General features: G+C 39.4%; 16 protein-coding genes and 5 tRNA genes. 14 read left to right on the forward strand and 7 right to left on the reverse strand.

Going from position 1 to position 25,559, the window contains the following annotated elements; translation table 11 throughout:
- Positions 1 to 45 precede the first annotated feature (45 nt).
- From gltX to J9318_RS07390, 6 genes are all read left to right on the forward strand, one after another.
- On the forward strand, positions 46 to 1,470 hold the full coding sequence (gene gltX, locus J9318_RS07365; protein WP_210559309.1) for a glutamate--tRNA ligase: 1,425 nt from the start codon (positions 46 to 48) through the stop codon (positions 1,468 to 1,470).
- Positions 1,471 to 1,731: 261 nt separating this feature from the next.
- Positions 1,732 to 1,807: transfer RNA gene (locus tag J9318_RS07370), tRNA-Ala, on the forward strand.
- Between the two features lie 34 nt (positions 1,808 to 1,841).
- A tRNA-Glu gene (locus tag J9318_RS07375) sits at positions 1,842 to 1,917 on the forward strand.
- Positions 1,918 to 1,947: 30 nt separating this feature from the next.
- A tRNA-Glu gene (locus J9318_RS07380) sits at positions 1,948 to 2,023 on the forward strand.
- 28 nt (positions 2,024 to 2,051) lie between these two features.
- Positions 2,052 to 2,127: transfer RNA gene (locus J9318_RS07385), tRNA-Glu, on the forward strand.
- Between the two features lie 30 nt (positions 2,128 to 2,157).
- A tRNA-Glu gene (locus J9318_RS07390) sits at positions 2,158 to 2,233 on the forward strand.
- 92 nt (positions 2,234 to 2,325) lie between these two features.
- Here J9318_RS07390 and J9318_RS07395 read toward each other — a convergent pair.
- On the reverse strand, positions 2,326 to 2,985 hold the full coding sequence (locus J9318_RS07395) for an arylesterase (RefSeq protein WP_244731595.1): 660 nt from the start codon (positions 2,983 to 2,985) through the stop codon (positions 2,326 to 2,328).
- Between the two features lie 23 nt (positions 2,986 to 3,008).
- Here J9318_RS07395 and J9318_RS07400 point away from each other — a divergent pair, with 23 nt between their 5' ends.
- Both J9318_RS07400 and J9318_RS07405 read left to right on the forward strand, forming a co-directional pair.
- Positions 3,009 to 3,794: an ABC transporter ATP-binding protein gene (locus J9318_RS07400; RefSeq protein ID WP_210559310.1), complete on the forward strand. Its 786-nt coding sequence runs from the start codon at positions 3,009 to 3,011 to the stop codon at positions 3,792 to 3,794.
- Positions 3,784 to 6,363, forward strand: a complete 2,580-nt coding sequence (locus tag J9318_RS07405) for an ABC transporter permease (RefSeq protein WP_210559311.1) — start codon at positions 3,784 to 3,786, stop codon at positions 6,361 to 6,363. The genes J9318_RS07400 and J9318_RS07405 overlap by 11 nt, the downstream gene beginning before the upstream one ends.
- 24 nt (positions 6,364 to 6,387) lie before the next feature.
- Here the strand turns inward: J9318_RS07405 and J9318_RS07410 are convergent, their stop codons facing one another.
- Positions 6,388 to 7,059: an MlaC/ttg2D family ABC transporter substrate-binding protein gene (locus J9318_RS07410; protein WP_210559312.1), complete on the reverse strand. Its 672-nt coding sequence runs from the start codon at positions 7,057 to 7,059 to the stop codon at positions 6,388 to 6,390.
- Between the two features lie 187 nt (positions 7,060 to 7,246).
- On the opposite strand from J9318_RS07410, the gene J9318_RS07415 reads away from it, so the two are divergent.
- Complete coding sequence (locus tag J9318_RS07415; protein ID WP_210559313.1) at positions 7,247 to 8,032, forward strand: TatD family hydrolase; 786 nt, start codon at positions 7,247 to 7,249, stop codon at positions 8,030 to 8,032.
- Between the two features lie 379 nt (positions 8,033 to 8,411).
- On the opposite strand, the gene J9318_RS07420 is transcribed toward J9318_RS07415, so the two are convergent.
- On the reverse strand, positions 8,412 to 9,293 hold the full coding sequence (locus J9318_RS07420; RefSeq protein ID WP_210559314.1) for a LysR family transcriptional regulator: 882 nt from the start codon (positions 9,291 to 9,293) through the stop codon (positions 8,412 to 8,414).
- Between the two features lie 119 nt (positions 9,294 to 9,412).
- On the opposite strand from J9318_RS07420, the gene J9318_RS07425 reads away from it, so the two are divergent.
- On the forward strand, positions 9,413 to 10,549 hold the full coding sequence (locus J9318_RS07425) for an efflux RND transporter periplasmic adaptor subunit (RefSeq protein ID WP_210559315.1): 1,137 nt from the start codon (positions 9,413 to 9,415) through the stop codon (positions 10,547 to 10,549).
- 1 nt (position 10,550) lies between these two features.
- Complete coding sequence (locus J9318_RS07430) at positions 10,551 to 13,634, forward strand: efflux RND transporter permease subunit (RefSeq protein WP_210559316.1); 3,084 nt, start codon at positions 10,551 to 10,553, stop codon at positions 13,632 to 13,634.
- An 82-nt stretch (positions 13,635 to 13,716) separates the two neighbouring features.
- Here the strand turns inward: J9318_RS07430 and J9318_RS07435 are convergent, their stop codons facing one another.
- The 4 genes from J9318_RS07435 to J9318_RS07450 all read right to left on the reverse strand — a co-directional run bounded on the left by J9318_RS07435 (position 13,717) and on the right by J9318_RS07450 (position 22,692).
- Positions 13,717 to 16,800: an efflux RND transporter permease subunit gene (locus tag J9318_RS07435; RefSeq protein WP_210559317.1), complete on the reverse strand. Its 3,084-nt coding sequence runs from the start codon at positions 16,798 to 16,800 to the stop codon at positions 13,717 to 13,719.
- Positions 16,781 to 20,041 (reverse strand): efflux RND transporter permease subunit, encoded by a 3,261-nt coding sequence (locus J9318_RS07440; protein WP_210559318.1) that lies wholly within the window; start codon positions 20,039 to 20,041, stop codon positions 16,781 to 16,783. Before J9318_RS07440 ends, J9318_RS07435 begins: the two co-directional genes overlap by 20 nt.
- A gap of 15 nt (positions 20,042 to 20,056) precedes the next feature.
- Positions 20,057 to 21,133 carry an efflux RND transporter periplasmic adaptor subunit gene (locus tag J9318_RS07445; RefSeq protein WP_210559319.1) on the reverse strand — a complete coding sequence of 359 codons (1,077 nt, stop codon included), beginning with the start codon at positions 21,131 to 21,133 and terminating at the stop codon, positions 20,057 to 20,059.
- 272 nt (positions 21,134 to 21,405) lie between these two features.
- On the reverse strand, positions 21,406 to 22,692 hold the full coding sequence (locus tag J9318_RS07450) for a citrate synthase (RefSeq protein ID WP_210559320.1): 1,287 nt from the start codon (positions 22,690 to 22,692) through the stop codon (positions 21,406 to 21,408).
- Between the two features lie 384 nt (positions 22,693 to 23,076).
- Between J9318_RS07450 and sdhC the strand changes: the two genes are divergently transcribed.
- Genes sdhC through sdhA form a run of 3 tightly spaced genes read left to right on the forward strand, consistent with a single transcriptional unit; the run spans position 23,077 to position 25,558 of the window.
- On the forward strand, positions 23,077 to 23,451 hold the full coding sequence (gene sdhC, locus J9318_RS07455) for a succinate dehydrogenase, cytochrome b556 subunit (RefSeq protein ID WP_210559321.1): 375 nt from the start codon (positions 23,077 to 23,079) through the stop codon (positions 23,449 to 23,451).
- Positions 23,445 to 23,792: a succinate dehydrogenase, hydrophobic membrane anchor protein gene (gene sdhD, locus J9318_RS07460; protein WP_210559322.1), complete on the forward strand. Its 348-nt coding sequence runs from the start codon at positions 23,445 to 23,447 to the stop codon at positions 23,790 to 23,792. Before sdhC ends, sdhD begins: the two co-directional genes overlap by 7 nt.
- A complete protein-coding gene (gene sdhA, locus J9318_RS07465) occupies positions 23,792 to 25,558 on the forward strand; it encodes a succinate dehydrogenase flavoprotein subunit (protein WP_210559323.1) in 1,767 nt (588 codons plus the stop codon). The genes sdhD and sdhA overlap by 1 nt, the downstream gene beginning before the upstream one ends.
- Position 25,559 lies beyond the last annotated feature (1 nt).

Below are 25,559 nucleotides of genomic sequence, written 5' to 3' on the forward strand. Positions count from 1 at the left end.
AGAATAGCGTGCAAATTTTAATGAATAAACTAAATGGATACATTAATGAGCGTTGTTACTCGTTTTGCCCCAAGTCCTACGGGCTATTTACACGTTGGTGGTGCACGTACTGCACTTTATTCTTGGTTATACGCTAAGCGTCATAACGGTAAATTTATTTTACGCATAGAAGATACTGATTTAGAACGCTCTACGCCAGAAGCCGTTCAAGCCATATTAGACGGAATGTCATGGTTAGGCATGGAAGGTGACGGAGAAGTTTTTTATCAAACTAAACGTTTTGATATTTATAAAAAATACGTTCAACAATTGGTAGACGACCAAAAAGCCTATAAATGTTTCTGTTCAAAAGAGCGATTAGAAACATTACGTTCTGAACAAGAAGCAAAGGGCGAACGCACTAAATATGACGGGAAATGTCGCGATTTAAGTGAATCGGAAGTTGCAGCCCACGGTGATGCTCCATTTGTAATTCGTTTCAAAAATCCACTAGGTGGCGCGGTTGAGTTTAAAGATTCAATTCGTGGTGACATGAGCATTTCGAATGAAGAGATGGACGATTTAATTATTCAACGTACTGATGGCACTCCAACATATAATTTCTGTGTTGTTATAGACGACTGGGAAATGGGTATGTCGCACGTTATTCGTGGTGAAGATCACTTATTGAACACGCCTCGTCAAATTAATATCTTTAAAGCATTAGGTGCAACCGTTCCTCAATATGCACACTGTTCAATGATTTTAGGTGATGACGGTAAAAAGCTATCTAAACGTCATGGCGCTGTAAGTGTAATGCAGTACCGTGATGATGGTTACTTGCCTCAAGCCGTTATTAATTATTTAGTACGCTTAGGTTGGTCGCATGGCGATCAAGAGATTTTTAGCTTAGAAGAATTATTTGAGTTGTTTGATATTAACGATATTAATAATTCTGCATCAGCGTTTAATACTGAAAAGCTAAATTGGATGAATCAACAATATATGAAGTCTTTACCTGCTGAAGAAGTTGCGACTCACCTGCAGTGGCATTTCGACAACATGAATGTTGATACAACAAAAGGCCCTAAATTAGCGTCTATTGTTGAAATTCAAGCTGAACGCGTTAAAACATTAAAAGAAATGGCTGAAATTAGCACTTATTTCTATCAAGATTTTGATGAGTTAGAAGAAAAGGCCGCTAAAAAACACCTACGCCCTGTAGCTAAAGAAGCGTTAATAGTTGCAAAAGAAAAGTTAGCAGCGTTGGACAACTGGCAAGCGGCTGACATTCAGGCAGCTATTAATGCGACAGCTGAAAAATTAGAATTAGGCATGGGTAAAGTAGGCATGCCATTACGGGTAGCAGTCACAGGTGGCGGTAATTCACCTTCATTAGATGTTACCCTTGAACTTATTGACCAGGCTAAAGTTGTAGAGCGAATTGAAAATGCTATTCATTTTGTTGAACAACGAGAAGCAGCTCAATAACAGGTGTTTCAAAAAGAGCAGGGTGATCGAAAAAGCATTTCGATAAAATCTATGTTTTTGTAGATGATAATAATAAGGCCGGTCAAATGATCGGCTTTTTTAATGATTTTTAACCATCTTGTTAAAAAAATAACCAAACAACCCAAACTTAGGTATTTTTATTAAAATAAGGGTTGACGAAAATATTCGGAGTGCATAGAATGCGCCCCGCAGTTGAGGCAAACATGCCGACGCTGTAGTTGATACCAGTTTTGTAATAAAGGGGCTATAGCTCAGCTGGGAGAGCGCTACACTGGCAGTGTAGAGGTCAGCGGTTCGATCCCGCTTAGCTCCACCAGTATCTATTACAAAATTGATTGATAAGTCTTAGTGCTCCCATCGTCTAGAGGCCTAGGACACCGCCCTTTCACGGCGGTAACAGGGGTTCGAATCCCCTTGGGAGTACCACTTATTACATCAACAGTTTAATTGTCCTGTGCTCCCATCGTCTAGAGGCCTAGGACACCGCCCTTTCACGGCGGTAACAGGGGTTCGAATCCCCTTGGGAGTACCAACAATTAACAACAAATTTAAGTCTTAGTGCTCCCATCGTCTAGAGGCCTAGGACACCGCCCTTTCACGGCGGTAACAGGGGTTCGAATCCCCTTGGGAGTACCACTTAAATTATAATGCTTTAAAAAGTCCTGTGCTCCCATCGTCTAGAGGCCTAGGACACCGCCCTTTCACGGCGGTAACAGGGGTTCGAATCCCCTTGGGAGTACCACTTTTTAACTACTTCAGTTACAAGTCTTCAGTGTTTAAACTAAAAACATAATCAAATTCAAATAGTTTCATTCAATCCATTTTTTTTAGTTATCAGTCTGATAACAAGCTTTCAATAACACTTTTCATCTCATCACGGATAATGATTTGCGCGCTTTTATTTGGGTGAATACCATCTCGCATCATGTAATTTGGATTTGTTGCAACTTTTTCCATGAAAAAAGGTAACAGTCGTATATCGTTTTTGGTCGCTAATGTTTTATATACGTTTTCAAACATGCTGGTATAGCGTTTTCCGTAATTCGGAGGAATTCTAACCTGCATGATTGCAACATTGATATTACGACTTTTAACCTCATCAATCATCGCTTGTAAGTTACTGCGCATGGTTGACACTGGGAAACCTCTAAGTCCATCGTTACCGCCAAGCTCAAGAATCACCCAATCATTTTCGTCGAGCTTTTGTCTTTCTAATACTTTTGGCAATCTAGCGATGCCTCCTCCGGTAGTTTCACCGCTGATACTCGCATTAATTAACGTTATATCTGAATTTTCTGTTACAAAAGTTTGCGCCAATAAATACGGCCAGCTCTCTTCGGTTTGCATACCGTAACCGGCGCTAACGCTGTCACCATACATTAATACCCTTTGTGTTTTGGCATTAATAGTCATCGAAAACGTGCAAAGTAGCGTAATGACAAAAAACAGGGAGCTTGTTTTGTTTAACCAGTTTCTTTTACTATGTAAATTCATTGCTTTGATTGGATCCTAACTTCATGAATAAAGATGCATTACCGGCGCTAGTTGCGCATAAAATCAGTAAAACCGTTGTATTGTCAAACTCTTCTAATAAAAACGCTGAAGCTGATAAAAAGATCACTATCATCAGCGATATTAACTTATCCATCAATAATGGCGAGTCAGTGGCCATTGTTGGCGCCTCAGGATCCGGAAAATCGACACTTTTAGGCCTACTAGCCGGATTAGATTTACCTACCACTGGCAAGATAGAGTTTTATGGAACGCAAATACAAAAATTGGATGAAGAGCAACGAGCTTCTATTCGTCGATCGGACATCGGATTTATATTTCAGCAGTTTCTACTCGTACCGAGTTTAACAGCTATTGAGAACGTTATGCTACCCGCTGAATTGTCTGACGATGCTGAGATACGTCAAAACGCAAGAACAAACGCGGCTAACTGGCTAGAAAAAGTAGGTTTGAGCCATCGTTTAGATCATTTTCCAAACCAGTTGTCTGGAGGAGAGCAACAGCGAGTTGCTATCGCTAGAGCATTTATTACTAAACCAAAACTGTTATTTGCCGACGAACCGTCTGCAAACCTCGACTCAGTAAATGGTCACTTAGTTGAGGATTTGTTATTTGATTTAAATAAAAGTGCCGACACTACGTTGGTTTTAGTCACACATGATCCTGCGTTAGCAAAGCGTTGTGAAAAGACATTTGTTCTAAAAGATGGATCGCTGAAACAACAAGGTGAGATTAAGCCAAGACTTGCGGAAGTAACCAACATAGAAAAGGCCAAACAAGATGCAAAATAAGTTTATGACTTGGCTTGGCTTATCGCTAAGACTCTTTAGGCGGGAGTTTGGCCGCGGTGAGCTTACCGTAATCGCGTTATCAATAGTGCTTGCTGTTTCATCAGTAATGGCATTGAGCAGCCTCACTGACCGTGTTCAACAATCTATTTTGGCAAAAAGTGCTGAGTTTTTAGCTGCTGATAAAGATTTAATTAGTCCAATTGAGATTAACCAAGAATATTTTGATAAAGCTGAGTCTTTAGGCCTCAATATCGACAAACATATATACTTTTCGTCGATGGCCTTTGCTGGCGAAAAAATGAATTTAGCGGTCGTAAAGGCGGTTACACAAAATTATCCGCTGAGAGGCGAGCTTACGGTTCAATCGACACAAGATTCAACTGACACCTTCGTAACTAAAGGTCCAAAGCCTGGCGTAGTTTGGATTAGCAAACGACTTTATTATGCGTTGGACAAGCCAGAGGAAATTGATGTTGGAGAAGCCAGTTTTAAAGTTGGTGGCATTATCGATGCTGAACCTGATGCGCCGTTTCAAGTCTTCAATTCGGGTACTCGAGTCATAATGAACGTGGCAGATATGCCAAAAACAGAGGTAATTCAACCTGGTAGTCGCGTTACTTATGCTGGTTTATTCGCCGGGTCAGAACAGCAACTCCAAAGTTACGAAGGGTGGATAACACCACAATTATCGGAAAGCCAAAAGTTCAGAGGTGTGAAAGAGGGCGCTTCTGGCATTACTAGTTCATTAGAAAGAGCTGAAAGCTTTCTTATGCTAGCAGGTGTTTTAGGTGTATTGCTTGCGGCAATCGCCATCTCGGTTTCTGCAAGACTTTACAGCCAACGACATTTAGATTCTATTGCGATAATGAAAACACTTGGCGCAAGTGTTAGACAAGTACAAGTCATTTACCTTTTTCAACTTTGCCTTATTGCAATAGTTAGTATTGCAGTAGGCTTAGTGATAGGTGCAGGCATGCAATCATTAGCTTTGTATTCTTTAGCAGATTATTTACCTAAAACACTACCACCCTTAGGATTGAAACCGTTTTTTGTCGCGACTATTACAGGTTTTGTTTGTGCTTTGATGTTCTCGGTACCTGCATTGTTGAAGCTGTTTAATGTACCACCATTAAGAGTACTTAGACGAAACTTAGGCGATGGCGTGACGTCGTCATTAAGCTCGCAAATTATAATGGTAGTGACTACCATTGCTCTAGTTTGGTTTTATAGCCAAGATCTCCGACTAACAGCAATCGTGCTTGGTGCTGGCGCTGTATTATCTGTGGTAATTATCATTGTATCTAGAGTACTCTTATCTGCGTGTAGAGTACTAAGTACAAAAACTAGCAATAGTGCACTTAAACTAGCATTGGCCTCACTACAACGCCGTTCAAAGGAGAACGTATCACAAGTCATCGGTTTTACGTTGGCGATAATGCTCGTATTGATATTGTACTCGCTAAAAAATTCAATAATACAAGAATGGCAAGAACAAATGCCACAGGGAGCGCCAAACCACTTCATTATTAACATAGCGCAATATGAGCTACCTGCTATTGAGGCTAGATTTGAAGAACAGGGGATAAAACCAGAACAATTTTATCCGATTGTTAGAGGTCGTTTAACTCAAATAAATGATGAGATTCTTAAGCAAAGAAGAGACAACGAGCAAGAAGACGGCGCTAAATTCAAAGGCAAAAAAGAGCTCCATGAAAAAAGTGAGTCCAACGAAAATAATGAAGAAGCGAAAGAAGAGGCTCGTACAGGTTTTGGTCGTGAGCTTAATTTAACGTTTACTCAAAAATTCCCTGATAATAACGAAATTATCGAGGGTGAATGGATGCCGGCAAATGTAGAAAAACAAGTATCAGTAGAAGCTAAAGTTGCAGAGCGTTTAGAGTTAAAACTAGGCGATCAGTTGTCGTTCTTAATCGGTTCTCAAACCGTTAGCGCAAAAATTACAAGTATTAGAACGGTAGACTGGAATAGTCTTCAACCGAATTTCTATATGATATTTAGTGATGATGTTATTGGCGATTTTCCAGCGACTTACATCACTTCATTTTATCTACCTAAAGAAGAAAAGTTATGGCTAAATGAGTTAGTAGCCGATTATCCAACTCTTAGTATTATTGATGTTGCTGCTATGTTAGAGCAAATTCAAAGTGTGATAGCGCAGGTGTCGGTTGCGATACAGTTTGTTTTATTAATAGTTGTAATAGCAGCAACACTGGTTTTATTAGCACAAGTTCAATCGTCTCTAGATGAAAGGAAAAAGGAGACGGTAATCTTTAGAACAATAGGTGCCAAAGGTTCAATAATTCGTAATGCGATTACGTACGAGTTTATTAGCTTAGGGGGAATAGCAGGCTTTATAGCGGCACTTGTTGCAGAGTTTAGCTTATACCTATTGCAAACTTACTCATTCAAGATGGACTGGGTGTGGCATTGGGAGTTGTGGCTAATTGGCCCGCTGGTTGGAGCTGCCTTTGTTGCAATAATAGGCTCACTAAGTACGCGGTCGTTGTTAAAAATCACACCTAGCGAGCTAATAAGACAATTGGCTTAGTATCTGAGGTTGACGCTTTTGGAATTAATCTTCCAAAAGCGTTTCAGCAACTTGCCCTATACCTTCGTTTCTTAATGGTTGTGACAACTCAGCTCGTTTTGAATCAATTAAGCTGATGCCTTCAACGATAAGATCGTACGCTTTCCATTCGCCAGTTTTGCTGTTTTTACGTAATTTGAAAATCATTGACAGAGGCTTACCACCTGGTTGTAGAAGTTCAGTTCGAACTGCTACCATTTTTTGACCAGTGACATCTTTTTTAGGCTCGTAATTTACTTCTTGATTATTGTATTGAACTAAGGCTGACGAATACGTTTCTACGAGGTTTCTTTCCATCGCATCAACAAATAAATCACGTTCTTCTTTTGTCGATTGTTTTAGTTGAGGACCTAAAATTTTATAAGCTGCAAATCTAACATCTACAAAAGGCAACAATTGTTGTTTAACAATCAATTCCATTAACTCTTTTGTTGTTTTTTCATCGCCACGAGACTTCGCATCAGTAACAGATTTAAAGACGACTTTAGATAAAGACTCGACGATATCGTAAGGAGAACTATCCGGTGAAATTTGTGTAATTTCACTTTGATACTTTGTTATCAGTTGCTCGGTATTTAACGGCTTGTTATCTAAAGAAGCAGCATAGCTTGGGATAAGTAATAAAAGAGCGGTTAGAGAAATTGATATTTTAAACATGACACAGAGTCCTTAATTTCGAATAGCAGAATTGTAATACCGACCGTTCGGTATGTAAACACTATTCTGTGTGATTTTTATATACAGCAATAAATTCATAAACTTTGTAGGAGGTACGAACCATATGCCTTTTTTTCTCACTTCTTTTGTAAGATAATTATAGTTGATATTTAATTTAGGGGTATTTATGCGTTTTGTAGACTCACACTGTCATTTAGACAGAATTGATCTTGAGAAAGAAAACATCGATTTTAAAGATTTATTCGATAACGCAAGTGCAAATAGCGTTGAACATATGTTGTGCGTCGCGATTTCAATGGATCAGTTCCCTGAGATGGTAGCAAAGTCTGAAGCATATCCTAATGTATCGTTCTCTTGCGGGGTTCATCCGTTACACGTTGGAGAAGACAAAAACTTTAGTTTATCCGATTTAACGTCATTAGCTTCAAATAAGCGAGTAGTCGCAATAGGCGAGACAGGTCTAGATTATTACTACTCAAAAGACTCTATTGCGGAACAGCAAAAGTCATTTGCTCATCACATCGAAGTCGGCAATGAATTAAACAAGCCTATTATTGTCCATACTCGTGATGCCAGGGAAGATACAATAGCAATATTAAAGGCTCACAATGCTGACAAGTGTCGAGGCGTATTACATTGCTTTACAGAGTCATGGGAAATGGCAAAACAAGCAATGGATTTAAACTTCTACATTTCTATTTCAGGCATAGTGACGTTTAAAAACGCTGTAGAGTTACAAGATGTGGTTCGCAAAATGCCATTAGACAGACTTCTAATAGAAACGGACTCACCGTATTTAGCGCCAGTTCCTTATCGAGGCAAACAAAACCAACCAGCTTATGTTAAGCATGTTGCTGAGTTTGTTGCTCAATTAAAAGGAGTGTCTGTTGAAGAAGTTGCAAATCAAACGACGCAAAACTTCAAAGATCTATTTACCACAGCTGAATTATAAATATTCACGTCCACGAACAACTTTGGTGATTCATTAACGTTGAATTTTAAACAAAAAAAAGCCCAGAACGATTCCTGATCTGGGCGAGGGAATGGCTCTTTTAGAGCCGTGCGCTAAACTTTAAGTACATCTCTGTACTTCTGTCAAATCATGATAATGAATCGACTACTGTCAATTAGATTAGCCCAATCAGACGATAAATGAAAGTTGACCTTTCTGATTTTTTTACTAGTTGTGATCAAGGGTTTAATACTGTGTGAAAAAGTTAAACCCCGCTTTTAAACTGGTTTTCCTCAGGTTATGCACAGCTTATTGATTGGATAAAATAGGGCTCAAAAAGCGTGCTTGTAAACCAATCTGTACGAATGCGTATTTTTTCCTAAAATGACTGCCATATTTTTTCAGCTACTGGCCCTAGTGTAGTGTAGCGATTTTTTATGATCCTAATCTCGCTAATAACCGGCGATGACATCTTATCAATTGGGAAACGTAAAAAATGACGTTCCATAATTTCATCCCAATAGCCATCTGTTATCGGGCCCCAACCTAGTTTGGCATGAAGTGCCGATAGCATTGACGTCAAGTTATTTACCTTAACGATACTTCGCCCTATAGGTTTCATTATTTTTGCCTGATTTAAGTTTACTCCAAACTCTCTAGGTAATAACTGAGGTAACTTTCGAAGTATCGACTCGTTGAGCTCTTCAGATTTATGCACCCCAAATGGCGCAACAAGATCTTTATGAACACAATAAAACATAGTCATAGGTTTTATTGTTTTAGACTGAAAGTCACCCTCACTGGCAAACGTCAATAACCAGGGTGTTATGGCCAGTTGAACTTCGTGCTTTAAAAGGCGGGATAAACTATTAAGTCGACTTTCCGTTTCAATGATAAGTTCGGTATCGGGAAATTGCTTTTGGATAGGTTGGAGGGTACTTAAAATAGAACTGACATTAGCTGTGTCTTCTATAGCAATAGCAACTTCATGCTCAATACCGGATTTTAGACTGGTGGTAAATTCACTTAGCTCGTGAAGATGATCTAATATCGCTTTCGATTTTTGGTAATAGGTCAATCCTTTTTCAGTTGGTTTAAGTCTATAATTTGTTCGGTCAAAAAGTGAAAAACCGATAAATTCTTCTAGTCTTTTTATAGTCATACTTATTGCAGGTTGCGTTTTAGATAATTTTTGCGCTGCAGAGTTGATGGAGCCGGTCTCAACAATAGTTACAAAAGTTTCTAATTGTTCTAGTTTCATTATTGATAATCCCCAAGAGTATAAGTAAATCTTATACTCTTATTAATTTAATATAAATATGAATTATCTAGATAGGTGATAAGATTTTACAAATCGCTTATAAATATAAGGTCTAATCAATGAGTTACTCTAAACTTTTCAATACAATTTCATTAGTCGCTATTATTAGCTCACAATTAGTTTTATCAGGATGCACTAAAGAAGAGAAAGACCTTGAGGCACCTTCGAATATAGTTAGACCTGCCAAATTAGCGCAGGTAAAACAAGTTAGTGGAGATACCATTCGGACTTTTCCAGCGACAGTGGAACCATCAACTTATGCCCACCTTGCTTTTAGAGTAAACGGCGAAATTGCCGAAATTAAAGTAGTGGCCGGACAAAACGTTAAAAAAGACGATGTGTTAGCCGTACTCGACGACAGCGATTTTATTATCCAGCATAAGCAAGCTCAAGCCCGTTTCAAATTAACTAGTTCTCAGTTTGAACGAGCCAATAAATTGTTAAAAGAAAAACTTATTTCGTCTGCAGAATATGATCAAATTAAAGCCGAATTAGACATTGCCTCTGCGCAACTTGATGCTGCAAAAAACAACCTTAAGTATTCGGTCATTAAAGCGCCATTTAGCGGCATAGTTGCCCACACTAATGTAGAGGCGTTTGAGTTTGTACAGGCTAAACAGCCAATAATGGAATTACAAGGGCGCGAAACAATTGACGTAGTAATTCAAGTGCCTGAACAATTGATGATTAAATTGCCAAAATCAACTAAAGCACAAACGTATCAGCCAACGCTAATTTTTGATGGCAATCAACAAAATAAATATAAAGTAACGCTTAAGGAACATGACATTATCCCAAATCCGGCGACAAAGTCTTATCAAGTCGTGTTTTCGTTACCAACACCTGAAGATATTAATGTGTTGCCTGGCATGACAGGTGCGCTGGAAGTTGAGCTCGATAAATTGCTAGCGAGTGATATAAATGCGTTAATTGTCCCAATATCAGCGGTATTTGTGCCAAATAGCAAAGTACAAGATTCCCAAGCGACTAATACCCAATTTGTTATGAAAGTACGAAAAGACATGAGTACCGAGCTTGTTGCTGTTGAAGTAGTTGAAACACGTCAAAGTGGAATGGTAATAAAAGCGTTAGAGGCTGGAAAGCTCATCTCAGGCGATAAGGTGATTGCGGCTGGTCCTCATTTGCTAGTTGAAGGACAAAGTGTTTCAGAATGGAAGCAAGAGAGAGGGCTGTAAAATGTCAGATAGTTTTGATATTGCGAAGTATTTTGTTAAGCAAAAGACGACCTCTTGGTTATTTGCATTAATTTTACTTATCGGCGGTACAATTTCTTACTTTCAGTTAGGCCAATTAGAAGATCCTGAATTTGTCTTAAAACAAGCGATTGTAATCACTCAGTACCCAGGAGCTTCACCCGTTCAAGTTGAGGAAGAAGTTACCCACCCGCTCGAAAATGAAATTCAAAAGTTAGCTTATGTTGATAACGTGAAATCGATAACAAGTGCCGGAATCTCACAAATTATCGTTGAAATGAAGTCAACGTATCGAAAAGCGGAGCTCAGACAAATTTGGGATGAGTTGCGCCGTAAAATAAACGATTACCGTCCACAGTTACCAGCAGGTACCGCGCCTACTATAGTTAAAGATGACTTTGGTGATGTATTTGGTGTGTTATTAGCTGTGTCTGGAGACGGCTTTACTAACGATGAATTAAATGATTACGTTGATTATATTCGTCGTGAGTTAGTTTTAATAAAAGGGATAGGTAAAGTCACGGTTGTAGGTACTGAGCAAGAGCAAGTTATCATTGAAATGTCACAAAATAGAATGGTATCGCTTGGTATTTCAACTGATTATTTGTATCAGTTATTAGCCCAACAGAATGTCGTATCGAACGCTGGATTTGTAAGAGTTGGAGATGAAAAAATCAGATTTGACCCAACTGGTGAGTTTGCCTCGGTTCAAGAGTTAGGTGATTTGGTAATTAGTCCACCGGGTCAATCAAAACGAATTATTTTGTCTGACGTCGCAGAAATTTATAAAGATTACGACGAGACGCCAAGTCATATAGTACGCCACAATGGAGCGCCATCAATTTATGTCGGCTTATCGTTTACTTCAGGTGCAAATGTGGTGGATGTGGGTTCCATCGTCTCCGAAAAACTTAAGGAGCTTGAGTTGCAACGTCCTTATGGCATGGATATCGATACGGTTTATAACCAACCCAAAGAAGTAGAGAATTCTGTATCAGGATTTATACAAAGTTTGGTGGAAGCGGTAGTTATTGTCATTATCGTTTTGCTGATATTTATGGGTGTAAAAACAGGTCTGTTAATTGGTGGAATATTACTATTGACTGTTTTAGGCACCTTTATTTTTATGCACATTTTAGACTTACAGTTGCACCGAGTCTCTTTAGGGGCATTAATTATTGCGCTGGGAATGTTAGTTGATAATGCAATTGTCATTGTTGAAGGTGTATTAGTTGGTATCCACAGAAAGATGAGTAAAGCAGATGCAGCGAGTTTAATTGTTCGTCAGACCAAATGGCCTTTATTAGCAGCTACTTTTATCGCGATAATTGCCTTTGCGCCAATTGGATTGTCACCAGATGCGACAGGCGAATTTGCCGGTTCTCTGTTTTACGTGCTACTTATATCGTTGCTATTAAGTTGGGTTACGGCCATTACCATAACACCGTTTTACGCGAGTCTACTGTTTAAAGAGGCAAAAATAACAAATGATGATAACGAAGAAAGCGACCCATATGCTGGCAAACTTTATGTATCGTACAAAAACTTTTTATCGAAAGCGTTAAGGTTTCCAAAGACGACAATGTTAGCCATGTTTTCGTTATTTGTTGTCGCTGTTATAGGTTTTGGTGCCGTTAAACAATCGTTTTTCCCAGCGTCTAATTTACCTATGTTTTATGTTGAATATCGATTGCCGCAAGGGTCTGATATTCGAGCGACTGAAGAAACCGGTAAACGCTTGGAAGCGGCAGTGATGGAAAATGAAAATGTAGCCTTTGTCTCAAATACAATAGGGCGTGGGGCTGCACGTTTTATGTTGACGTACAATATGGAGTTAAATTATAGCAACTATGGACAATTAATAGTCAGAGTGAATGACAAAGAACAATTAACGCCAGTGATGAAATCGGTTAGAAGCTATATTGAAAATAACTACCCAGAAATAGAGTCAAAGCTATTACGTGTTGAAATTGGTCCTGCACAAGCATCAAAAATTGAAGCCCGATTTTCTGGCTCAGACCCAGCGGTTCTGAGAAGTCTAGCCGACGAGGCCAAACAAATATTATTAGCTCAGCCGGATGCTAAAAATGTTTCGGACAATTGGAAAAATATGACTAAGGTCATGCGACCAAAGTTTGATGCAATTGCCGCTCGAGAAGTGGGGATCACAAAATCGGCAGTGGATGATCTATTACTAACAAACTTTATTGGTAAAACCGTGGGCGTATACAGAGAGGGAACTGAACGTTTACCGATTGTAGTACGGATGCCAGAGCAACAAAGAAATGTGATTGATAGCATAGAGGATATGCAAATATATTCGCCAGTGTTAGCTCAGTACGTGCCTTTATCTAAAGTGATTTCAGAGTTTTCAATGGAGTTTGAAGATCCTATTATTAACCGTCGAGATAGAAAGCGAACCTTAACAGTCATGGCGGATCACGACATATTGTCGGATAAAACAGCGGCACAGCTATTCGCTAAAGTAAAACCTGAAATAGAAAAAATTAAACTACCTGTTGGTTATGAGCTTACTTGGGGTGGCGAGTTCGAAGCCAGTAAAAAAGCCCAACAGCCAATTTTTAGTGCGTTACCACTAGGTTTTGCCTTAATGTTTATTATTACTGTTTTGCTATTTAACTCGTTTAAATTGGCTACAGTAATTTGGACTACCGTGCCATTAGCAATTATTGGAGTATCATTTGGCTTTTTAACTACGGGAATCGCCTTTGGCTTTATGAGTTTACTTGGTTTGTTAAGCTTATCCGGAATGTTAATCAAAAATGGTATTGTGTTAGTTGAACAAATCGAGTTGGAAAAAGAGGATGGTCGATCTTTTTACGATGCCATTATTCACGCATCAGTAAGTCGTGTCCGTCCTGTCTCTATGGCCGCTATTACTACCGTCTTAGGTATGGCTCCGCTATTAACAGATGACTTTTTTAAGAGCATGGCCGTGGTCATTATGTTTGGTTTGGGCTTTGCTACGGTACTAACCTTAGTTGTTGTACCTGTGATGTATTATTTATTAATTAAGCCAAAAGTAAACGAAGACTTAACTTCCTAACCGTTTTATTAAGTATTATTGTTACCGAATATAAAGGCCTGAGATTGTCGAACCACTCAGGCCTTTATTTCATTTAAAGTCGTTAAACTTTAATTCGAGTTATTTTAGTTGTTATTTGTGTAGCTCTTAAGAATAAACGTCTTGTTCTATCCGCAAGCTTTAGTAGCAATACATAAGCCAATGGTACGAGCAATAAACTGGTTGCCGTCGAGAATATCAATCCGCCCATGATAGCAATAGCCATTGGCGAATATTCAGGACTGCCGGTACCACCTATGTTTGCATCGCCGATAGCTAAAGGCAACAATCCTAGAATCGTAGTGGACACTGTCATTAATATTGGTCTCAACCTAGATGTGCTGCCTTCTACAACAGCTTCATACAAGCTCGCGCCTGCGTCTCGCAACTGGTTTATTCTATCCACTAAAACAATGCCGTTGTTAACCACGATACCCATTAAAATCAAAATACCTATCATAACCATCACGGACATGCTGGTTCCCGTGATTGCTAACGCCCAAAACGTACCTGATATGGAAAATAGTAATGAGGTTATTACCGCGGTTGGTAAAACGAGGCTTTCAAATAATGCTGCCATTACAATGTAAATCATGATTAATGCTAGTAACATATTAATCTGCATAACATTTTCGGCTTCTTTTTGACGTTCAAAACTACCGGTTAAACTCCATTTATAGCCATTTGGCAACTCAATTTGATTCATTAGTTGGGTAATTCGTTCTTGTGCTTGCTCTAACGTTGTACCTTCAGCTAAATTTGCGCCAATTGCTAAGTTTGTTTGACGGAATCTACGGTATATTTGGTTTAACCTTGGGGTGACCGTAATTTCAGCTAATTGGTCTAAACGGTAATCTATATTGCCTTTAGACATGACGATAATTGATTTAAATCGCTCAAGTGACTTCTCTACGTCATCAGAGAACTTTAGCCGAACCTGAATTTCACCGGCATTTGGATCTCTGTATGTTCGTAAATTCATCCCTCGCAGAGCCGATGATGCTGCTTGGGCTACCTCGCGACTACTCAGACCATATCTTTGTATTTTATCTCTATCGACAATGATTTGAATTTCTTTTTGATCGCCAGTAATTTCTGACTTTACATCTTCTAAGCCGTCTATGTTGGCTAATTGAGGTACAACTTGATCTGCTATTTCAATAAGCGTTTCGGTCGCAGCACCAGCCAGGCTAATCCTCACGCCACCGCCATTTCCTTGATCCCAACCAAATTGAGGTTTTGCAATTACTAGAGTAGGCCAGTTCGCTTCAATTGCTTTTTTGATCTCACTAGGCGACTTCGTTAGCTCTTTGTTCATATTTAGTGTTGAACGAGCAAAACCAGGGCGGTAATAAGAATAAACACTGTCGAACTCAAATAGTTCTTTGTTTTGGTATAAGTAGTCTTCCATTAGTACAACTGCTTTTTCAACTTCTTCTAAGCTTTGGTTGCCTTGGATATTATAGTTTAACCACATTCTACTATTGGAAACGCCACTTTCTTCATCGCTAGAGACCATGTTTAGTGGTATCACCATAGAAATAAACAATAAAAAACCGACAAAAAACGATTTCTTCTGATGCTTCATCACCACGTTAAGGGCTTTACGATAATATATTTGCCACTTGTCTTCACCGGTATGGGTTTTCGGGATGTTTTTAATCTTGCTAGTTAGTAACGGAATTAGTGTTTGTGCGATGAGTAAAGAGGCAAAAAGAGATATACAAATTGCAATAGCGACGTGCTCAAGGAATATTGTGACGTCTATTTTTTTACCAATAATGTTAGGCAAAAATACAATCGCCGTAGTGCAAGTTCCCGCAATAACCGCAAGAGAAACATGGTTTACCCCGTTTACGGTCGCGCGTTTGATATCGTCGTCCAATTGACGTTCGTGAAATATCGACTCGGTAACAACAACGGCGTTATCGACTAACATTCCAATAGCGAGCATCAGGCCCATGAGTGAGAGCACATTTAAACTATATCCCATCATGTACATAGCACCGAGTGTTATACAGATTGCAAATGGCACAGATAACACAACAATAATGGTTGTCGCAAAATGTCTCAAAAAGGCATACAACACTACAATTGATAAAAAGGCGCCAATTAAGCCTGCTTCGGTAAGATTTCCAAGTGAGGTGGTGACGTCCTCAGCAGTATTTTGCATAACAAATAGTGAGATACCATCAAATTGCGGATTGGTTTTTGCCTCTTCAACAACGGCCATCACGCGGGTTGCAACGTCAACTAGGTTAGCACTCGACTCTTTCATCACATCCATACCTATTGCATACGTTTGATGAAGGTGACGGCCTTCTTCTCGCTCAGGCAATTCGTAGCTAATATTTGCAACATCTTTAAGTTTTACGTAAGCGTTGATGGGCACATTTTCGACTTCTTCAATGCTTTTGAACTGCCCGTTAGGCGAAATAAGAATTTTACCTTGTGCGGTATTTAAAAAGCCCGCCGACTGGCTAAAGTTCATGCTACGCATAGTATTGATTATCGTTGAAACAGATAACTTATAAGCCGCTATTTTTGACTCATCTAATCGAATAGCAATTTCTCTTTTATCCACGCCGTAAAGGGTGACTTGTGAAACTCCAGGAACTCGCTCAATTGGCCTTTTAAGTTGTTTATCTAGGAGATCATAGGCAAACGACAGATCTCTATCTGAAGAAATGCGTAGATTAAAGACAGGAAAATCGCCGGTGTTAAATTGATAAACCATTATTCGTTCTAAATCGTCAGGTAAAAGCTCTCTAATTGCATCGATTTTTTCTCGAGCCTCAATAGACTTGGCACTTATGTTCTCATCCCATTTAAATGACAATCCGATATTTGCACCTGATTCACTAGACCAAGACTGTGCTTGTTGAATTCCCGTGATAGTAGCTAACACTTCTTCAACTGGTTTCGTTATTTGTCGCTCTACTTCAGCTGGTGTTGAATTTGGATACGGAATATTTATAAATAATTCAGGTATCTCTATACCCGGAAACTTTTCCAATGGCAGTAATCTACTTGAGATTGCACCCAACATTAAAAGCGACAGGAATAAGATCACTGTAGTGACAGGGCGACGCAATGCGAAGGTTGCTAACGAGGCTGAATGACTATTTTTATTTGATGGCAACGACATGTTCGTCTCCTTTTGCTTCAAACTGTTTAAGGTCAAATAGCCAATACAACGATGGGATGAAGATCAACGTGAGGACAGTTGCGAACACGAGTCCAAATATTACGGTAAGTGCCATAGGTGTACGCATTTCGGAACCGTCACCGAGTCCAATAGCCAGAGGGAGTAAACCTAAGGTGGTAGTGAGTGTTGTCATTACAATGGGACGAAGGCGAGTCTCTGCAGACTGTTTAATTGCCTCAAGCTTGTCAACACCTTGTTCTCGTAACTGGTTGATTCTATCGATTAGGACAATGGCATTGTTAACCACTATACCAGCAAGCATAATAAACCCGATGAACACCACCACACTGATATTGGTGTTGGTTAAGTAAAGCCCGTATATTGATCCAGCACCAGCGAGAGGTACGGTAAAGAGTATAATTAACGGATGAAGCAAAGATTCAAATTGTGAAGCCATTACGATATAAACCATAAAGACCGCTAATGCCAATGCCATCATTAAAGAGTTAAATGAAACCTCCATATCTTCATTTTGGCCATCAATACTGGTTTGAACATTAAGTGGTAAAGCACTGTCTTTTATAATTTCTTTTACGATGATAACCGCAGTAGCTAAGTCACCACTGTTGTAATTCACATCAATTAGCGCAACACGCTCTTGTTGAAGACGATTAATTTCGCTTGGGCCTGTTGTAAGTGTTATTTTGGCCACATCTTCAAGCGTAACAGACTTATCTGCAGTGGGGTTTATAATTAACTGATGCAGATCAGAAAGGGAGTTTCGTTTAGCTTCAGCCGTTCGAACTAAAATATCTACTTTTCGGTCGCCGACAACCAGTTTACTTGCTACCTTGCCGCCAACTTGAATCGCGACGATTTCAGAGACCTCTGAGGCACTGAGACCAAGTTGAGCTAACCTTGCATGATTAAAATCTAATGATATCTCTGGATTGCCGGTTTTTAATGTTGGGTTTATATCTGTTAGCAGTGAATGCTCGTTAAGTTTATTTACTAATTTGTCACTCGCTAGTGTTAAACCGTCTAAGTCATAGCTAGTTAAAACCACTTGAATTGGCGCCTTAAAGCTCATTAGTTGTGGTCGCTCTATGGTTGTGACAACACCTGGTATTAGTTTTAAATTATCACGTAATTCTTGAATCACGATTTCTTCGTCAAGTTTATTAGTCTGCTTTTTCATCACTACGTTTAAACGTCCCCAATTGTCGCCACTTTGTGCTGGAGAAGCATTAAGCAAACTACCTGTACCTACCATGCTATATGTTTTTTCTACAAGAGGGTGTGCATCTGCTAATACAGACAGTTTTGATAGATTTTGTTGTGTTACTGCCAGCTTAGTACCGGTAGGCATAAGTACGTCAACATAAAACTCTCCTTGAGACATAGGAGGTAATAATTCAGAGCCTAATTTGCTTATTAATGGTAGCGACGCAAGGGAGATAGTCATTATCGCGACGGTGACTGATTTAGGCCAGTTTAAGGCGACGTCTAATAGACTTTTATAGCCAGATGCTAGTTTTTCAAACGCCCAGTTAAAACCACTCGCGGTAGGCACCAATATAAAAGACAATAGTTTAGTTATTAATCTAAGTACTGATTTTAAGACGACAATTATAGATAAAGGTATCCAATATCCAATGATCTTTAGTAAGGCTTTAAATGGCCACACAATGAAATAGACTAGTTTGCCAAATTTAGTACGTTCCACATGCGGTTTTATGGTCGGCGCGACTTCAGGAATGTCAATGTGCTGTCTTTTTTCGCGAGACGCTAACATCGGTATTAAGGTGATTGATACGATAAGTGAAGCGAGGAGGGCAAAGGTTATTGCCATTGCTTGATCACTAAATAATTGACCTGCAATTCCTTCAACAAATGCCAATGGAAAAAACACAGCCATAGTAGTTAGGGTTGAGGCGGTAACTGCCATTGCTACTTCGTTTGTTCCGTTTAACGCAGCAAGTTTAGGTGCCATGCCTTTTTCTTTATAACGGGCGATATTTTCAAGTACTACAATGGCACTGTCTACTAAAAGACCTATTGCTAAAGCAATACCACCAAGACTCATGATATTTAATGATATTCCATTGCCATACATAAAATTGAACGTTGCGATAACAGAGACTGGAATAGATAGAGAAACGATAAATGTTGTCCATGCGTTTCTTAAAAACAAATAAAGTACCAACATGGCGAGTAACCCGCCGATAATACCTGCGGATTTAACTTCGTTAACAGAAGATTCAATAAACTCAGCTTGGTTATAAATAGTTTGTAGTTTTAGCTCGCCAGGCAAATTTTCATTAATTGGGATAAGTTGGTTTAAAACGGACTTAGCAACTTGTACTGAGTTCGCATCACCTTCTTTGTATAAAGAAATTTCGATACTCTCGTTACCGTTAATTTGCGTTATGGAATCGCGTTCTTTATGGCTGTCAGATACCGAAGCAATGTCGCCAAGTCGAATAATCTTTAGTTTATCTTGCTTAATAATAAGTTGTCGTATCTCTTCAATATTTTTGAATTGATTGATGGTTCTAACAAAGTAATCTTGGTTTATATCTTTAACTCTGCCTCCAGCCATATTAATGTTTTCGTCTTTTAAACGTTGTACTATGTGCTGCAGAGGAATTTGATGATGGTTTAATTTAAACTGATCTATCTCAATATGAATTTCTTGCTCTAAACCACCTCCGACGCGAACAGAGGCTACCCCTGAAATAGATTCTAAATTCCGTTTAATTTGTTCCTCTGCAAATATACGCACCGATTTCAAATCAATGGACGTTTGGTCAGAAACTAACGCAAGGCGCATGATTGGATCTAAACTGGGATTGAAGCGTAACAATACTGGCTTCTTAATGTCTAAAGGCAATTGCAGGATGTCTAGTTTTTCGCGAACGTTTAAGCTCGCCATATCCATATCGGTACCCCAATTAAATTCTAATATAACGTCAGATTGACCGGCCTTAGAAATTGAGCTCACTTGGCGAATATTTTTAACAATCCCGATAGCTTCTTCAATCGGTTTGCTGATTAACAGCTCAACTTCTGCTGGCGCTGCACCTGCATAATCAGTTCGAATAGTTAATGTAGGATAGGATAAGTCTGGTAATAAGTTTATGGCAAGTCGCGACAGTGAAACCATACCAAATAGCATCACAGCAAGGACAAACATCCAAATCGTTACCGGGCGCTTAATTGCAACTTCTACAATTTTCATGTTCATTCCTTTGAGTTATTGTTGTACGGCTACAATAGTGATTTCAGACTCGTTTTTAAGATTATTGTGACCGGCAACTATCAACGACGCGTTATCGTCTAATCCATTGACCACTTCAACTAAGCCATTATTGCGAAAACCTGTAGTTATCTCAGTTTTTACGGCTTTGCCGTCGATAATTTGGTAAACATAATTAGTATTATCCAGCGAAATTACGGCACGTGAAGGTGCGATTAAGGTATCTTTGTGAAGTCCAAGTTGTATATTTACTTCAGCAAACATACCAGGACGCAGATTGCCATCGGTGTTATCAACACGAAACACAACTTTAAAAGTACCATTATTTGAATCAATTACAGGATTGATTCGATCTATGTGGGCGGTATAAGTTTTATTTCCAATCGCAGGTAAGCTTAATTCTACTGGTTGTTTATGTTGAACTTCAGGAAGACGGCCCTCTGGCAGATAAATAACCCCTTCAAGTGCTTTTTGAGAGACAATATGGAATAGGTTTTGGTGTTGATATTGATGGACTAAGTTGCCTTTCTTTACATATCGATTTGAAATATAACCAGTAATTGGTGCAACAATCTTTGTTTCTGAGACGTCTAATTTTGCAATGTCGGTAGCAGCTTGCAACGATTGAAATTGCCACTGCAACTTTTCTAACGTGTCGGCACTCACAAATGTCTTGTTTTTTGCGGTGTTTAACCTTTTTAATTCACTTTGAACTTGTTCGAGTTCAGCTTGGCGTTGTTGTAATACAAGTTGATATCGAGTGTCGTCTAATTTAGCTAAAAGCTGACCTTCTTTTACGTAGTCACCTTCTTCAACATAAACTTGTTCAACTAAGCCCTGAACTTTACTAATGACATCGGCTTCAGCTGTTGACTCAAGAATAGCGTTAGCCGCGTAATAGTTAGCAATATTTGAGCGAACGATGTTTTCAGCTTCAACGGGAACTTTTATAACTTCTTCTTGTTTTGCTTCTTTGTCGATTGAAGCACTCGCGTCTTCACACGCTTGAAGTGACAAAAGTGTTGCACCGAAAATAATTGCAAGTGGCAGTCGTTTTAATTGGTTTTTGTTCATTACATTGGTCCATTTTAAATGCTATGTATTGAACGTTTATCGCATTACTCGTGCCATTATTTTATTTCTTTAAAATCAATTGGTTACAGCTTAATGAACAATGCTGTTGGGTGAGAGATACAAAAATATGACGAATTTGACTAATAGTTAGCTAAATCACTAAAAAATCAATAAAGAAATAAAGAAATAAAGAAATAAAGAAGTGTAGGAATATAGGAATATAAGAATAAAAAAAGCAGCCATTGGCTGCTTTTTTAAGACTAAATCAAAAGTTATCGTTTATCTGCAGGAACGTAATCACGTTTTGCTGGGCCAGTATATAACTGACGAGGACGACCAATTTTTTGACCTTTTTCGCTTAACATTTCGTCCCAGTGGCTGATCCAGCCAACAGTACGAGACATTGCGAAGATAACTGTGAACATGCTTGTAGGAATACCAATTGCCTTAAGAATGATACCTGAGTAGAAATCTACGTTAGGGTAAAGTTTCTTTTCAACAAAGTACGGGTCTTCTAACGCGATACGCTCTAGTTCCATTGCTACATCTAATAACGGATCATTGATGTTAAGTGCAGTTAGAACTTCATGACAAGTTTCACGCATTACTTTAGCACGCGGATCAAAGTTCTTATAAACACGGTGACCGAAGCCCATTAGACGGAACGGGTCTTCTTTGTCCTTCGCTTTAGCTACGAACTCTGGAATACGGTCAACTGAACCGATTTGTTGAAGCATAGTTAAACAAGCTTCGTTAGCACCGCCGTGTGCAGGGCCCCAAAGTGATGCAATACCAGCAGCAATACATGCATATGGATTTGCGCCTGAAGAACCTGCTAGACGTACAGTCGACGTTGACGCATTCTGTTCGTGATCAGCATGAAGCATGAAAATCTTATCCATCGCTTTCGCAATAACAGGATTAACTTTGTACTCTTCCGCTGGCACAGAGAACATCATGTGTAAAAAGTTTTCTGAGTAAGACAGTTTGTTTTGAGGGTAAACAAACGGCTGACCTATGCTGTATTTGTATGCCATTGCTGCGATCGTTGGCAATTTAGCCACTAAACGATATGCACTTCGTTTACGTTGAGCTGGATCGGTAATACTCAAGTCATCGTGGTAAAAGCTAGATAGTGCGCCTACAACACCACAAAGCATTGCCATCGGATGCGCATCAACTACAAACCCATGGAAGAAGTTTGCAATCTTCTCATGAACCATAGTGTGGTGAGTGATGGTTTCTTCAAATTCTTCTAGCTTTTCAGAAGACGGTAACTCACCGTGAAGAAGCAAATAGCATAACTCTAAGTATGAAGAGCCGTCTGCTAACTGCTCAATTGGGTAACCGCGGTGTAATAAAACACCTTTACCACCATCAATAAAAGTAATCTCTGATTGACATGAAGCAGTGGCCAAAAAACCTGGATCATATGTGAAAACGCCATGGCTACCCAGTGTACGAACGTCAATGACGTCGTTACCAGCTGTGCCTGACATTATTGGTAAATCAAATGGTTCTTGTCCTGTGACTTGAACTGTGGCCTTTTTATCTGCCATGCATGTTCTCCTCGAATATGTAGTTGTTTTAATTAATCATAGTCATCAGTATAGAAGAAAATGAAATAATTAAGATAAGTCATTAAAAAAATCACGCTATTGTAACTCTAAAGTAGAGTAAAAAGTCAATTTTATTGCACAAATGTTCAATTATTATTCATCTATTATTCTGACCTGTATAAATATTGCTCTTTAACACGTTAAATTTAAACAGAAATTGATATATCGTAAATCGCTATATATACTCCTTGTACTGCACTCGTATGCAGATACTGTTAGTTGTGCTTATTTAGATCAAATAAAATAAATTTTAAGTTCAACAAAACCATTGGTGTACTTCATCGGTATACTCTATAAATAAACAGCTCTGATAGGCAAGTAATCGTGAAAAAACAAAGACCTGTAAATCTAGATCTGACTACCATTTCAATGCCAGCTACGGCGAATGCGTCAATTCTTCACCGTATCACTGGTGTTGCGATGTTCTTCGCTCTGATCTTCGTTATTGTAGTTTGGGCCATTTCTCTTCAATCTGCCGAAGGCTTTGAATTAGCTAAACAGCTAATGCAAGGTGTTATAGGAAAGATTATTGCGATTGGTACATTGGCAGCACTTTCTTACCATATCATTGGTGGCATCCGTCACTTAATAATGGATATGGGACATTGGGAAGAGTTGGAGTCAGGTAACCTAAGTGCCAAATTGGCGATTGCTATTTGGATTGTAACAGTAATTTTGGCTGGAGTATGGATATGGTAATCAATCAAGCTTCGTTGAAAAGAGACGGTGTTCAAGATTACGTATCGCTACGCACAACTGCGTTGTTGATGACGGCATACACTTTCTTCATCTTATATGTATTCTTATCAACACCAGAAATGACGTATGAGATTTGGTCTGGTTTATTCGCGAATTTAGGCGTTAAGATTTTTACATTTATTACATTGCTTTGTATATGGGTTCATACTCGCATTGGCCTTTGGCAAGTTCTTACTGATTATGTTAAGAATTCGTCAGTTCGTGCAGTACTTAGCTTTATTCTTAACACTATTGGCTTGGCTTATGTTGTAGCAGGTCTATTTATTTTGTGGGGTGTTTAGTGAGTATTTCAGTTAGAGAATTCGACGCTGTTGTTATTGGCGCTGGTGGTGCGGGTATGCGCGCCGCTTTACAAATTTCAGAATCAGGCCAGTCTTGTGCACTGATTTCAAAAGTATTTCCAACTCGTTCACATACTGTATCTGCTCAAGGTGGTATTACAGTTGCGCTAGGCAATGCACACGAGGATAACTGGGAATACCACATGTATGACACGGTTAAGGGTTCTGATTTTATCGGAGACCAAGACGCGATCGAGTACATGTGTAAAACAGGTCCAGAGGCAATTTTAGAAATGGAGAATAAAGGTCTACCTTTTTCTCGATTCGAAAATGGCACTGTATATCAACGTCCTTTTGGCGGTCAGTCTAAAAACTTTGGTGGCGAGCAGGCAGCCCGTACAGCGGCTGCAGCAGATAGAACAGGCCACGCATTGTTACACTTGTTATATCAACAAAACGTTAAAAATAAGACTACCGTTTACAGCGAGTGGTACGCACTTGACCTAGTAAAAAATTCAGACGGTGCAATTGTAGGTTGTACTGCTATTGATATAGAAAGTGGTGAAGTAGTATTTTTTAAAGCGCGTGCAACCGTTTTAGCAACGGGTGGTGCAGGTCGTATTTATGCTTCAACTACAAACGCACATATTAATACTGGCGACGGCGTTGGCATGGCAGTTCGTGCAGGTGTTGCGTTACAAGACATGGAAATGTGGCAGTTCCACCCAACGGGTATCGCTGGTGCAGGTACGTTAGTAACAGAAGGTTGTCGTGGTGAAGGTGGTTATCTTCTAAATAAAGATGGCGAGCGTTTCATGGAACGTTATGCGCCAAATGCGAAAGACCTTGCGTCTCGTGACGTTGTTGCTCGTTCAATGATGACTGAGATTCGTGAAGGTCGTGGCTGCGATGGCCCTCAAGGTCCACACCTTAAGTTAAAACTTGATCACTTAGGTCGCGAGACGCTAGAGTCTCGTTTACCAGGTGTTTGTGAATTATCAAAAACATTCGCACACGTACATCCTGCAGACGAGCCAATTCCAGTAATTCCAACTTGTCATTACATGATGGGCGGTGTACCAACTAACGTAAATGGCCAAGCTTTAACTAAAGCAGAAGATGGTTCATTTAAAGAAGTTGAAGGTTTATTTGCTGTTGGTGAAATCGCTTGTGTATCTGTTCACGGCGCAAACCGTCTTGGTGGTAACTCACTACTAGATTTAGTAGTGTTTGGACGTGCTGCAGGTCAATACCTAGAAAAATATTTAGGTGAAGGCAAAGGCGCGACAGAAGTTACTCAAGAAAATATCGACGCAGCGTTAGAACGCTATAATCGTTGGGAAAACAACAAAACAGGCGAAGATCCGGTACAAATCAAGAAGGACTTGCAGCAATGTATGCAGTTAAACTTCTCTGTATTCCGTGAAGGTAAAGCAATGGCTGAAGGTCTTGCTGAACTGAAAGAAATTCGTGAGCGTTTAAAACATGCGAAACTTTCTGATAATTCTAGTGAATTCAACACTCAGCGTATTGAATGCCTTGAGCTAGATAACCTTATGGAAACAGCGTATGCAACTGCTGTAGCAGCAAACTTCCGTACAGAGAGTCGTGGTGCCCATAGTCGTGAAGACTTCTTAGAGCGTGATGACGAAAACTGGTTATGTCACAGTGTTTATGATCCGACTACAGAAGAAATGAGCAAGCGTGATGTAAACATGTCACCTAAATACCGTGAAGCCTTCCCGCCAAAAGCGCGAACTTACTAAT

The sequence above is a fragment of the Psychrosphaera aestuarii genome (assembly GCF_017948405.1).
Lineage (GTDB): Bacteria > Pseudomonadota > Gammaproteobacteria > Enterobacterales > Alteromonadaceae > Psychrosphaera > Psychrosphaera aestuarii.

Bases quoted from the DNA above. Each gene is read 5' to 3' on its own strand.
- sdhD (WP_210559322.1), top strand. From the start codon at position 23,445: ATGGTAATCAATCAAGCTTCGTTGAAAAGAGACGGTGTTCAAGATTAC.
- gltX (WP_210559309.1), top strand. From the start codon at position 46: ATGAGCGTTGTTACTCGTTTTGCCCCAAGTCCTACGGGCTATTTACAC.
- J9318_RS07420 (WP_210559314.1), bottom strand. From the start codon at position 9,293: ATGAAACTAGAACAATTAGAAACTTTTGTAACTATTGTTGAGACCGGC.
- J9318_RS07405 (WP_210559311.1), top strand. From the start codon at position 3,784: ATGCAAAATAAGTTTATGACTTGGCTTGGCTTATCGCTAAGACTCTTT.
- J9318_RS07425 (WP_210559315.1), top strand. From the start codon at position 9,413: ATGAGTTACTCTAAACTTTTCAATACAATTTCATTAGTCGCTATTATT.
- J9318_RS07415 (WP_210559313.1), top strand. From the start codon at position 7,247: ATGCGTTTTGTAGACTCACACTGTCATTTAGACAGAATTGATCTTGAG.
- J9318_RS07435 (WP_210559317.1), bottom strand. From the start codon at position 16,800: ATGTCGTTGCCATCAAATAAAAATAGTCATTCAGCCTCGTTAGCAACC.
- J9318_RS07440 (WP_210559318.1), bottom strand. From the start codon at position 20,041: ATGAAAATTGTAGAAGTTGCAATTAAGCGCCCGGTAACGATTTGGATG.
- J9318_RS07445 (WP_210559319.1), bottom strand. From the start codon at position 21,133: ATGAACAAAAACCAATTAAAACGACTGCCACTTGCAATTATTTTCGGT.
- J9318_RS07410 (WP_210559312.1), bottom strand. From the start codon at position 7,059: ATGTTTAAAATATCAATTTCTCTAACCGCTCTTTTATTACTTATCCCA.
- J9318_RS07430 (WP_210559316.1), top strand. From the start codon at position 10,551: ATGTCAGATAGTTTTGATATTGCGAAGTATTTTGTTAAGCAAAAGACG.
- J9318_RS07400 (WP_210559310.1), top strand. From the start codon at position 3,009: ATGAATAAAGATGCATTACCGGCGCTAGTTGCGCATAAAATCAGTAAA.
- J9318_RS07450 (WP_210559320.1), bottom strand. From the start codon at position 22,692: ATGGCAGATAAAAAGGCCACAGTTCAAGTCACAGGACAAGAACCATTT.
- J9318_RS07395 (WP_244731595.1), bottom strand. From the start codon at position 2,985: ATGAATTTACATAGTAAAAGAAACTGGTTAAACAAAACAAGCTCCCTG.